General features: G+C 63.2%; 11 protein-coding genes. 1 reads left to right on the top strand and 10 read right to left on the bottom strand.

The annotated features are described in order from the left end of the window. The first annotated feature begins 397 nt into the window (after positions 1–397). Positions 398–1,549, top strand: coding sequence for a porin (locus VGH41_RS20085; protein ID WP_331599290.1), 1,152 nt, complete (start codon positions 398–400; stop codon positions 1,547–1,549). 144 nt (positions 1,550–1,693) lie between these two features. On the opposite strand, the gene VGH41_RS20080 is transcribed toward VGH41_RS20085, so the two are convergent. The 10 genes from VGH41_RS20080 to VGH41_RS20035 form a co-directional block, all read right to left on the bottom strand. Then, complete coding sequence (locus tag VGH41_RS20080) at positions 1,694–2,608, bottom strand: dioxygenase (RefSeq protein WP_331599289.1); 915 nt, start codon at positions 2,606–2,608, stop codon at positions 1,694–1,696. Positions 2,609–2,619: 11 nt separating this feature from the next. Next, positions 2,620–3,084, bottom strand: a complete 465-nt coding sequence (locus tag VGH41_RS20075) for a nuclear transport factor 2 family protein (RefSeq protein WP_331599288.1) — start codon at positions 3,082–3,084, stop codon at positions 2,620–2,622. A gap of 80 nt (positions 3,085–3,164) precedes the next feature. After that, positions 3,165–4,814 carry an FAD-dependent oxidoreductase gene (locus tag VGH41_RS20070; RefSeq protein WP_331599287.1) on the bottom strand — a complete coding sequence of 550 codons (1,650 nt, stop codon included), beginning with the start codon at positions 4,812–4,814 and terminating at the stop codon, positions 3,165–3,167. Further along, a complete protein-coding gene (locus tag VGH41_RS20065; protein ID WP_331599292.1) occupies positions 4,811–5,236 on the bottom strand; it encodes a Rieske (2Fe-2S) protein in 426 nt (141 codons plus the stop codon). The genes VGH41_RS20070 and VGH41_RS20065 overlap by 4 nt, the downstream gene beginning before the upstream one ends. Positions 5,237–5,246: 10 nt before the next feature. Next, positions 5,247–6,341 (bottom strand): branched-chain amino acid ABC transporter permease, encoded by a 1,095-nt coding sequence (locus tag VGH41_RS20060; RefSeq protein ID WP_331599285.1) that lies wholly within the window; start codon positions 6,339–6,341, stop codon positions 5,247–5,249. 8 nt (positions 6,342–6,349) lie between these two features. Then, on the bottom strand, positions 6,350–7,216 hold the full coding sequence (locus VGH41_RS20055; protein ID WP_331599284.1) for a branched-chain amino acid ABC transporter permease: 867 nt from the start codon (positions 7,214–7,216) through the stop codon (positions 6,350–6,352). Next, positions 7,213–7,920, bottom strand: coding sequence for an ABC transporter ATP-binding protein (locus VGH41_RS20050; protein WP_331599283.1), 708 nt, complete (start codon positions 7,918–7,920; stop codon positions 7,213–7,215). Before VGH41_RS20050 ends, VGH41_RS20055 begins: the two co-directional genes overlap by 4 nt. 2 nt (positions 7,921–7,922) lie before the next feature. Further along, positions 7,923–8,645 (bottom strand): ABC transporter ATP-binding protein, encoded by a 723-nt coding sequence (locus VGH41_RS20045; protein WP_331599282.1) that lies wholly within the window; start codon positions 8,643–8,645, stop codon positions 7,923–7,925. Between the two features lie 20 nt (positions 8,646–8,665). Then, the gene (locus VGH41_RS20040; RefSeq protein ID WP_331599281.1) at positions 8,666–9,955 is read right to left on the bottom strand and encodes an ABC transporter substrate-binding protein; all 1,290 of its coding nucleotides are present in this window, start codon (positions 9,953–9,955) and stop codon (positions 8,666–8,668) included. A gap of 55 nt (positions 9,956–10,010) precedes the next feature. Further along, positions 10,011–11,069 carry a maleylacetate reductase gene (locus VGH41_RS20035; protein ID WP_331599280.1) on the bottom strand — a complete coding sequence of 353 codons (1,059 nt, stop codon included), beginning with the start codon at positions 11,067–11,069 and terminating at the stop codon, positions 10,011–10,013. Positions 11,070–11,073 lie beyond the last annotated feature (4 nt).

The following is an 11,073-nucleotide window of genomic DNA, read 5'->3' as shown; positions in this document are numbered from 1 at the left end:
TCAGATTACGCCTCTCCTCGGCCACAGGAATAGCGTGTCTCTCCGTTGCAAGGTAGCTTTCACCGCGCCGACCTTAAGCACTTTGTCATTGCATACGCAAAAGTTTCCGTCAAGAAAAATAGTTGCAATAGCAAGCACATTGCGATTCTCAGTCCCGTGGCATGCGTTTCCCTTAAGGCAACTGATTCATAGAGCGTGTCGTCGCAAGCAACGCGCAGCGCCTTAGCCAATCAATCTCCGTCAGGCGTGGCAGCACAGATGTCGCATTCACGCGACACATCCTCAAAATAACCTGACTGTCATATTCCCTACCTTTACGTCCCTTACATTTGCGCCCATCGCTCGACCTGCCATTAGAGCCATGCGTGCGATTGCCTATATATCATCGGAGAATCTCTTGAATAAGAAAGTTTTGACCACCGCTTCTGCTGTCCTCGCAGGCTTCAGCTTTGCCGGCGCAGCTCACGCACAAAGCAGCGTAACGCTGTACGGCATCATCGACGCGGGTATCACGTATGTGAATCACGCTAACGCGCAAGCCAAGGATCTCGTTCAATACGGCGACGGCGTCGCTCAAGGAAGCCGTTGGGGCCTCAAGGGTTCCGAAGACCTCGGTGGCGGCCTGAAGGCGATCTTCACGTTGGAAAACGGCTTCAACTCGGGTAACGGTACGCTCGGTCAAGGTGGTGACCTGTTCGGCCGCCAGGCTTGGGTCGGCCTCTCGAAGGACGGCATCGGCTCGTTGACGTTCGGTCGTCAGTACACGTTCTCGACCGACTATCTGGGTGGCTCGTACGCCAACGGCGGCCAGACCGTCGGCGGCAACTACGCTTACCACATCAACGATATCGACCAGCTCACGTCGAGCCGTATCAACAACTCGGTCAAGTTCAGCAGCGCGAACTTCTACGGCCTGACCTTCGGCGCGATGTACGGCTTCTCGAACCAGGCAGGTGCATTTGCAGGCGCACCGGGCACGGGCGGTTCGTCGTCGGCATACAGCTTCGGCCTGAACTATGTGAACGGCCCGTTCGCGATCGGCGCAGCGTATACGGACATCCGCTTCCCGGCTTCCGCATCGCCGTCCTTCTCGACCTCGCTCGCCAATGCGTCGATTACCGGCACTGCGAAAGACCTGGCAACGACTGGCGTTGGCGCGAAGTACTCGCTCGGCGCAGCAACGATGTGGGCTCTGTGGACGCACACGAACATCGACCAGATCGTCGGTCACATGACGACGTTCAACTCGTATGAAGCAGGCGGCAAGTACGCCTTCACGCCGGCACTGACGGGCGCGCTGGGCTACACGTACATGCAGGCTTCGGATCTGACCAACGGTCACTGGAACCAGGTTGACGCCAGCGTCGACTACGCGCTGAGCAAGCGCACGGACGTCTACCTGCTGGGCATCTATCAGGACGCTTCGGGCAAGAACGCGAAGAATGCCGACCTGCAATCGCAGATCGGCGTGAGCACCAGCAGCTACCTGCCGGTTGCCGGTGCATCCACGCAGCTGGCTGTGCGTGTGGGCATCCGTCACAAGTTCTAAGCGCAAAACGCGCCGCCGGGAAGCTTCGCGTTTCCCGGTGCGCCACGCTTGTGTAGCACAACGCCCGGATGGAGACGCCCTTAACAGGCACTTCGTTCGGGCGTTTTTGCATGTGCAGACGCTGCGGACGCAAACCTGCGCGCGTTATTTGATGGGTGGCGTCGGATACGTCGGCGTGCCTTTCGCAATCACAAAGTCGTAATCGAGCGTGTAATACGGCCCTTGCACGGTTGCGTCAGGCGCCGCGCCGTCCTCGTGACGCTCGAAGCTGCCGATCAGCGATCGATTCACACCGAACACCACATCCGAGCCCAGATACTCGGAGTCGTCAGCGAAGACTTGCGATACGAGCGTTTCGTGTCCCTCGGCGATGACGACGAAGTGCAGGTGCGCCGGACGATACGGATGGCGCTGCTGCTTCGCGAGCAGTACGCCCACCGGGCCATCGGTCGGGACCGGATAGCCCGCCGGCCTGACCGTGCGGAAGGCGAAATGCCCTTGCGCGTCGGTATGAAAGCGCCCGCGCAGATTCATGTCCGGCTGGTCCGGATCCTGGTTCTCGTACATGCCGACGGGTGACGCCTGCCAGACGTCCACCATCGCGTTGACCACCGGTTGCCGAGACGTATCGAGCACACGTCCCCTGACGAATAACGGCGTGCCCGGCGATCCTTCGCAGGCAATGTTCTCGCCGTTTGCATGCGCGGGCGAAGCGCCGCGATAGAACGGCCCGAGCAATGCGCCTGGCGTGCGGCCATTCGACCCGCTGTTGTTCAGCAGCGTGACGAGGGTGGAGAACCCCAGCACATCAGCGCACAGGACGGCTTCGTTGTGGTCGTCGCGACAAGCCTCGCCGATCGATTTGACGAACTCGATGCCTTGCTCGAATTCCTGGTCCGTCAGCCGAACCTCCTTGAAGAAGGCATGCGCGTGCTTGACGAGCGCGTCGACAATCTGTTTCAGGCGCGGGTCTTCGGTTCGACTCATCGCGGCGGTCACGACCGCGGTCACCGAATCCGCATCGTCGACGATGCCGCCGAGGCTTTCCAGATCGATCATGCTCGTCTCCCTCACTCTTTGCCAAGCCACGCATAGCGGCTCGTATCGCGCCCGGCGTAGTCCGGATCGAGGTAGATATAGACACGCTGAATCTTCCAGTCGCGAATCTCGAACACGTCGCACCAGTTACCGGCGCCCCACGCCGGCACGCCGGCGCGCCAGGGACCGTCGCGGTGTTCGCCATGACTGGTGCCTTCGCACACCACCACGTCGCTGCCGGAGAAAATCCAGTTGAAGTGCGCGTAGTGGTGAACGATCGATTTCAACGTTCCGCCGACATCGCCGAACAGCTTGCCGATCTGATCCTTGCCGTTGGCAACACCCCACTTCGGGAAGAACACCTGGGCGTCGTCGGCGAAGAGTTCGAGAATACTGCCGCCCGTCGACGTCACACCGCCGTTGTCGAACGCTTTCAGATATTCGATGGCGACCGACTTCCTCTGCTCGTCGGTCATTGTCTGGGTAGTAAGCGCCATGATCGTCTCCTCCTGGTGAATGGTGGGCTGATAAGGGCCGCCGGCGGCGCGCTCCGCCAGCGGGAAGTCAACACGGCTTTTTAGCGTGGCACTTCCTGGTGCGCGCGGTTAGCCGCGAGATACGCGAATGCCAGAATCGGGCCGAGTGTGGCCCCGCCTGCCCAGTAGGCACGCGCCGACGCCGACGCGACGCAGTTGCCGACGCCATACAGGCCCGCAATTGCGTTGCCCATGTCGTCGAGCACCTGTCCGTCGGGATTCGTGACCGGGCCGCCCTTCGTGTCGAGATTACCGCCGGTCAGCAGCGCGGCATAGTACGGGCCGCGGTCGGCAAGCGGATACATGGTCGGATTCGGCGCCGATGGTTCGGGGGCGGTCGGGCCGTTGAACAGCACTTCGACGGGTCGCTCGCCACGCTGGAAATCGAGGTCCTTGCCGTTTCGCGCAAATTCGTTGAAGCGTTCGACGGTTGCAGGCAGATTGGCCGCGAAGTCGTCGTCGAACTTCAGATTGCCGATCTGCGGCGAGAGTTGAGCCACCCGCTCACGAATCTTGTGCGCCAGTCCGGCTAGCGTGTCGGCTTTGATCACATGAGCATCGTTGACACCTTCGGGGACGATGAAGCGGCCGTACTCCGTGCTTGAGGAGTACTGCTGACTGCGCGCGTCCCAGACTGCGGCAAGAACGAGGTTCGGGTACTGCGAGGTAGCCGGATCCCACTCGAAGAAAGCCTGCGCCGACTCGTTGTACGCGAGCTTTTCGTTGGTGACCCGTCTGCCGTGACGATTCACGTAGATCATCGAATCCCCCGACGGCGAAAACGTGCCGACCAGACTGGCATCGTCATTCAATGCCTTTTCGAGAACAATCGGACACATCCACGCATAGTTCATGTTGCGCAGCTCCGCGCCCATCGCGGTGCCGATCGAGACGAAATCCCCTTCGTTGCTGCGCGCCGCGCAGCCGCCGAAAACCGGCGCGCTCAGGAAGTTCTTGCGCATCGTCTTGTTGTGGGTGAAGCCGCCCGTGCCGAAGATCACCGCTTTGCGCGCCTTGAACGTGAGCGTGCCCTGCTCAGCGACATCGGCTTCGACACCTGTCACGGCACCGCTGTCGTCGATGAGAAGCCGCTGAACGCGGCAATTCGTGCGGATCTCCACGCCGGCCCGCAGCGCCGCTTCGGACATCGAACGGACCGCTACCGCGCCGCCGTCGGACATCGAATCGCAAGCCCCCTTGGGCAACAGCACGCGTCCTTTAGGCGCCTTGTCCTCAGGCAGTTCGGCCCAGTAATCGCACACCTCGGGACAATGACGGTATTCGAGCGCGCCCTTCCCGGCGAGCAGTTCGGCGGCGGGCGACGCATTGTCGTAAATCGCCGCGCACATATCGTATTCCCACTGTGTCATGCCGAAGCGCGGCAGATGCGGGCTATAGACTTCCGGCCGCGACAGTCGCGCCATATAGCGTATGCAGTCTTCGCGGTTGTCTTCGATACCGAGTTCGCGCATTGGCCGGTTGTTGGGCACCCAGTACCAGAACGCGGCCTTCTTCGCCGTACCGCCCGGTTCCGCAGCTTTTTCTAGCAACAGCACCTTGTTGTCCTGCCAGGCGGCGAACAGCGCGCAAGCAAGGCCGGCGGCGCCCGCTCCCACTATCACCATGTCGAAAACGCCATCGAATCGCCCGGCCTTGACCGGCGTCGCGGATTTGCGCGGAATGTCACTCATGAGATGTCTCCTTGTTTTGCCTGGATCTGGACCTGAGCCTGAGCGGCGCAGGTGTTGAACGGGTCGTGGGCCGCGTCGATGAATACGTGCCCTGCCTCGATGCGAATCGCAACCGGAGTGAGCGAGGCACCCTGGCACGGACCATCGATGCACACGCCATCTTCGAAGCGAAACATCGCGCTATGGTGTGCGCACATCAGCAACTCGGCGTCGTATGCCCAGAACGTATTCGGCTCGTAGTTCAGCGGAATCGAAAAGTGCGGACAGAGGTTGCGATAGGCCCAGGTTTCGTCGCTACGGCGCAGCACGACGATGCCCGGCGTACCGGCACACTCAGGCGGTATTTCGAAGCCGCCGCCATCGGGGACGTCGTCGAGTGCGCACAGGTAGCCAGGCAACGCGGCGGGGTTCGCAGCCTTCATCATGGCTCCCTCAGGCGCGATGCGCGGCTGACGACGCGCTCAAGGCGTCCGTCACGTCGTCAGTCGAAGGCCGCGCGGCAGTCCCACTGTCCAGAAACACGACGCGCCGCCCCACCGGAAACAGTTGCAGACCGAAGCGGCGTGACACGAAGCCCCACAGTCCCTGCGGAAAGAACATCGTCACGACGATCGCCAGCGCACCGAGTCCGATCAGATACCAGGTGCCGTAATCGGACAGGAATTTATTCAGCACGAAGAAAATCAACGCGCCGACGATAGGCCCTTCGAGCGTCCCAAGACCGCCGATCAACACAATGAAAATGCCGAACGCGGTCCAGTTCACGGAGAACGCAGCGTCGGGCGAGATGCGCAGATTGCCGAGGAAATAGAGTCCACCGGCCAACGCCGCGCCGCACGCGGACACCAGATAGACGATCAGCCGCGCCCGCTTCACAGCCACACCCTGGCTGCTGGCCGCCACGGCGTTATCGCGCATGGCGGTCAACGCAAGACCCGCCCTGGAGCGCAGGAACACGTAGAGCAAGCCGATGGCGGCGGCGACGATGGCCAGCGCGAGCCACAGCGTGAGCGACTCGCGCAGCGCCCGCGGCACGTCCTGCAACGCGGTCAGACTGGTGCCCGAGCCGCCGCCCAGCACGGCGACGTTGGCGAACGTCAGCCGGAACACTTCCGCGATTACCCATGTGCCGATGGCAAAGTAGCCGCCCTCGAGACGAAACGCCACGAGCGACACGGGAATCGCCACGGCCGTCGCAATGATTGCGGCAAGCGGCACCGCAATGAACGGCGAGACGCCGCAGTAGTTGGCGAGAATCAGCATCCCATAGCCGCCGATGCCGAAAAACGCCTGCTGCCCGATCGACACCATGCCGCCATATCCAGCCAGCAGATTCCACATCATGGCGAAGACGAGATACGACGCGAGTTGTACGAAGTCATGCAACGCATCGCGCCCGGCCCACCAGGGCGCACTCGCCACAGCGACCGCCACGATCAGCAAGATCAGGACGGTGACTCGGCTCGCTCGCGTCGCACGCCGCACTTCGAAGCCTGCCGCTGCGTCACGGTTCAATGGTGTGTTCATATCAGCCTCTATGCGGTTTTAGGCAACAGGCCCTGCGGCCGGACCACCAGCACCCCCAGGAACACCACGTGGCCCAGCCAGATTCCCCAGCCGGGATCGAAGTAAAAGCCCGCCTGCTGCGCGATGCCCAACGCCATGCCGCCGAGAAACGTGCCCCAGAACGAACCCATGCCGCCGATGATCACCGCCTCGAACGCGTACAGCAGCAAAGCGGGTCCGTCGGTCGGCGAGACTGCGGTGCGCATCGCATAGAGCGCCGCGGCCACGGCGATCAGCACGAACGCGATGCCCATCGCCAGCGCATAGGTGCGCCGGTAGGCGACGCCCATCAACTGCACGATCTCGCGGTCGTCCGAGGTCGCACGAAACGCACGGCCCAGCGGCGTGCGGCCGAACAACCATTGCGTTGCGAACGCCAGCACGACCGTCGCGGCCAGCGTGACGAGCGGCAGATAACCGAGTGTGATGCCGGGCGCGAGCGTGATGCTTTGCGCCTCGAAGCTACCCGTCGCCACCGAGCGTGGGTCGGCGGAAAACACCTGCTGCAGCACGTTCTGGATCACGATCGACAGCCCGAAGGTGACGATCAGCGAGGGCAGCGGGTCGCGGCTGCTGACGCGGTTGAGGATCGCGTACTGCACCGCATAGCCGGCGCCGAACGCCACCACCAGCAGCAGGATCAGCGCGACGGCGAGCGGCAGATGCGCGTAGCCCGTCAACGCGAACAGCACGAACACCAGCAGCACGATGAAATCGCCATGCGCCGTATTGGTGAGCCGCATCACGCCGAACACGAGCGACTGCCCCATCGCGAAGAGGCCGTACAACGCGCCCAGCAGCACGCCTTGCACGATGATGTTGATCAGGGTATTCATGCGAGTGCTCCGAAGTAAGCGCGCGTGATCGCTTCGTCCGAGACTTGCGCGGACTGCCCGCTTAGCGACACGCGTCCTTCCTGCAAGCAATAGAAGCGCGACGAGACCCGGCGCGCGAGTTGCACGTCCTGCTCCACCACGATCGCGCTCATGCCGTCCGCGACGATCGCGGGAAGTGCCGCATAGATTTCGCGCACGATCACCGGTGCGAGCCCTAAGGACAGCTCGTCGCACATCAGCAGATCAGGATTGCTCATCAATGCGCGGCCGATCGCCACCATCTGCTGCTGGCCGCCTGACAATGCAGTGGCCGCGTGCTGGCGGCGCTCCTTCAAGATGGGAAAGAGCGCATAGACGCTTTGCAGATTCCAGCGCCCGGGGCGCTTCGAATACGCACCGAGCAGCAGATTTTCTTCGACGCTCAGGCTCGCGAACAGCCGCCGCCCCTCCGGCACGAGCGCAATGCCCTTGCCGACAATACTCGCCGCAGCCGCCCCGCCGAGCGCTTCGCCGCGGTACACGATCTGCTCGGGACGGGTACGCAGCAACCCGGCCACCGACTTCAGAAAGGTCGACTTGCCCGCGCCGTTCGAGCCGATCAGCGCAATCACGTCGCCTTGCGCAACCGTGACGTCGATCCCGAACAGGGCCTGAAAGTCACCATAAAACGCGGTCAAACCGCGTGTCTCCAGCAGAGCCGCCATGATCACGCCTCCAGTCCGAGATACACCCGCCGCACTTCGGGGTCGTCCATCACCGCAGCCGGCTGTCCTTCGGCGAGCTTCTTGCCGAAGTTGATGACGAGCAGGCGGTCCGCCACGGCGAGCAGCGCATGCACGACGTGTTCGATCCACACGATCGTCACGCCGCGCTCCTTCACCTGGCGAATCTCATCGACGAGTTGATGCGTCTCCGGTTCGGTCAGACCGCCGGCGATCTCGTCGAGCAGCAGCAGTTGCGGTTGGGTGGCGAGCGCCCGCGCCAGTTCGAGACGTTTGCGGTCGAGCAGCGCAAGCGTGCCGGCCAGCTGGTTGGCGCGTGCCTTGAGACCGGTGCGTTCGAGCACGTCGACGCAAATGTCGTAGGCCGCATGTTCCGCGAGACCGCCGCCGAAGGTCGCGCCGACCAGCAGATTCTCGAACACCGTCATGCCGCCGAACGGCCTTGGCACCTGGTAGGAGCGGCCGATTCCCGCCACGCAGCGGCGATACGGCGGCAGATGGCCGATGTCGGCGCCGTCGAATTCGACGCTGCCCTGATCGGGCCGCACGTCGCCGCTCACCAGATTGAACAGCGTGGTCTTGCCCGCGCCGTTCGGGCCGAGGATGCCGTAGGTCTCGCCGCGCTCGACCGCAAAGCTCATGTCGTCGGTCACCTGCAGCGCGCCATAGCGCTTTGATACGCCGGTCAATTTCAGAACACAGTTCATGGCCGCTCTCCGCAGACAGGTCACGCGATCAGCTTCAACGGACCCGACACCGGCACGGCCGGCGCGAGCTGGTTGTTGACGATCGCCAGGTCGAAGCGATGCTTCTGTCCCTTCACCCATTGGCCGCCCACCAGCGGCGTTTTGGCGACGTTCTTCACAGGCCCGCTGCCCCACGCGACATGGCCGACCAGCGTATCCAGCTTCGTCGACGCCACCGCGTCGCGGACCGCCTCGTTCGAATCGACATCCTTGGCACGTTTTAGCGAATCCACCGCGATTTCGAACAGCGCATGCGCGAAGCCGATCGGCTGGGTCCACTGCTTCGAGGTGACCCGCTCGTAGTCGCCGGCGACCTGCGCGGCGCTTTGTCCCGTCAGCGACGACCTGAACGGATGCGCGGGTGACCACCAGACTTCCGTGGACAGCCCGTCGCCGAGATCGCCGAGCGCCTCGATGGAGGTGGGAAATAGCAGCGCCTTGCCGATCGAGATGACTTTCGGCTTCAAACCTTGCTGACGTGCCTGCACGAGGAAATTCTTGGCATCAGGCGGAATCACCACGCCCGTGACGATTTGCGCATTCGCCTGCTTGAAGGTCGAGATCTGCGCGGAGAAATCCTGCGTCATGCTCTGAAAGCGCCCCGGGTCCTTGAGCGTGAAGCCCTTTTGTGCAAGCACGGGGGGAAAGCCGAGCTTCGTATCGCCCCACGCGTTGCCGTCGCCGTCGTTCGGAAACAGGCCGCCTACGCTGTGATTGGTCTGCACCGATTGCCACATGCCGGTGTAGACGGCAATCACATCTTCGAGGCCCCAGAAGAAGTGATACGTGAACCGGAAGCCCTTCTTCGGATCGCCCTTGCGGCCGAAAAACCACGGCTGCCACGGCACCACCGTCGACACGCACGGCATTTCGTTGAGTTCGCATACGTCGCTGACCGGGTTCGCGGTTTCCGGGGTGCCGGACACCAGAATGATGTCCACCTTGTCCTTGAGGATCAGGTCGTTGGCGACCTCGCCGGCGCGATTCGGGTTCGACTGGCTGTCCTTGACGAGGATCGCAACCGGGTACGGCTTGCCGCCGATCACGATGCCGTTCTTCAGCACCGTCTGCATCTGCTGGATCGTGAAGCGATCCGCTTCGCCGAACGGCGCAAGCGGTCCGGTTTGCGGCGATACGTAGCCGATCTTCAGCGTGCGCGGACTCGCCGCGAAAGCCCGCGATGACAGCAGCGGCGTCGCCGCCGCCAGCGCGCCGCCCGCCGCGAGGCTGACGAAGCGGCGGCGTCCGGCGTCGAAGTTAGACTCGTCCATGGTTGTCTCCTCTCTTTATGTCAATGTCCTGCTGTGCTTCGAGGCCTGCTTGCCGCTACGCCGGCCGTCGCCCTTCGAACGCGGCTTCGAGCAGCGCGCGTAACGGCGCACGCTCCACAGGGCGCGGATTCCAGTACGGGTTCTTGAGGGCCAGCTCGAGCGCGACCTGCAGGTTTTCGGCGGTGACCCCAAGCTGTTTCAGCGCGGTTGGCGCGCCGTGCTCGCGGGCCAGATCGAACACGGCCTGCGCGGCATCGTCGGCGCGTAGCGCGCGGGCCATCCGCCGCATCGCCAGCGGAGCGGCGTCGCGGTTGTAGGCGAGTACGTGCGGCAGCACGATGGTGTGCGTTTCCGCGTGGGGCAGATTGAAGCTGCCGCCAAGCGTGTGGCACAGCTTGTGATGCAAGGCCATACCCACGCTGCCGAGTACCGCACCGCACAGCCACGCGCCGTACAGGCAGTCCGAGCGGGCCTCGAGATTGCCAGGTTCATTCATGACGCGCGGCAGGCCCTCGCCAAGCGCGCGAATGCCCTCCTCCGCCATCAGACTCACCACCGGGTTTGCGTCCTGTGCATAGAGCCCTTCGGCCGCGTGCGCGATTGCATTGATGCCGCTCGTCAGCGAAAGCGCAGGCGGCAACGAAGTGGTCAGCAGCGGATCGTAGATCACCGTCTTCGGCAACACGCGCAGATCGCGCCCGGTCTTCTTCAAGCCGCCTTCGGTGAGGCCGTAGATCGGCGTCATCTCGGAGCCGGCATAGGTGGTCGGGATCGCGAGAATCGGCAGCCCGGTTTCAAGTGCAATGGCCTTGCCGAGGCCCGTCGTCGAGCCGCCGCCGATCGCGATGGCGCAATCGGCACCGGCTTGCGCAGCGAAATCGCGGGCCTGGCGCGCCGTTTCGACGGGTACATGCATGACGGCTTCGGCAAACACACCGGCTGCGCGGTTGCCCAGCCGCGTGGCTAGCGCCTCCGCGTCGCCCCGCTGCTGGGGCGTGCAGAGCACGATTGCACGCGTCGCCCCGAGCAACTCGATCTCGCGCGCCAGATGTTCGAGACTGCCCGGGCCGAAAATCACGCGCGCCGGCAAGCCGTTGTAGACGAACGGGTCCATGGCG

This window comes from Paraburkholderia sp., assembly GCF_036488795.1.
Classification (GTDB): Bacteria; Pseudomonadota; Gammaproteobacteria; order Burkholderiales; family Burkholderiaceae; genus Paraburkholderia.
Note: the sequence above shows the minus strand (reverse complement) of the source record. Positions and strands in the feature narration are given on the sequence as shown.

Bases quoted from the DNA above. Each gene is read 5' to 3' on its own strand.
- VGH41_RS20080 (WP_331599289.1), bottom strand. From the start codon at position 2,608: ATGATCGATCTGGAAAGCCTCGGCGGCATCGTCGACGATGCGGATTCG.
- VGH41_RS20075 (WP_331599288.1), bottom strand. From the start codon at position 3,084: ATGGCGCTTACTACCCAGACAATGACCGACGAGCAGAGGAAGTCGGTC.
- VGH41_RS20070 (WP_331599287.1), bottom strand. From the start codon at position 4,814: ATGAGTGACATTCCGCGCAAATCCGCGACGCCGGTCAAGGCCGGGCGA.
- VGH41_RS20065 (WP_331599292.1), bottom strand. From the start codon at position 5,236: ATGAAGGCTGCGAACCCCGCCGCGTTGCCTGGCTACCTGTGCGCACTC.
- VGH41_RS20060 (WP_331599285.1), bottom strand. From the start codon at position 6,341: ATGAACACACCATTGAACCGTGACGCAGCGGCAGGCTTCGAAGTGCGG.
- VGH41_RS20055 (WP_331599284.1), bottom strand. From the start codon at position 7,216: ATGAATACCCTGATCAACATCATCGTGCAAGGCGTGCTGCTGGGCGCG.
- VGH41_RS20050 (WP_331599283.1), bottom strand. From the start codon at position 7,920: ATGGCGGCTCTGCTGGAGACACGCGGTTTGACCGCGTTTTATGGTGAC.
- VGH41_RS20045 (WP_331599282.1), bottom strand. From the start codon at position 8,645: ATGAACTGTGTTCTGAAATTGACCGGCGTATCAAAGCGCTATGGCGCG.
- VGH41_RS20040 (WP_331599281.1), bottom strand. From the start codon at position 9,955: ATGGACGAGTCTAACTTCGACGCCGGACGCCGCCGCTTCGTCAGCCTC.
- VGH41_RS20035 (WP_331599280.1), bottom strand. From the start codon at position 11,069: ATGGACCCGTTCGTCTACAACGGCTTGCCGGCGCGCGTGATTTTCGGC.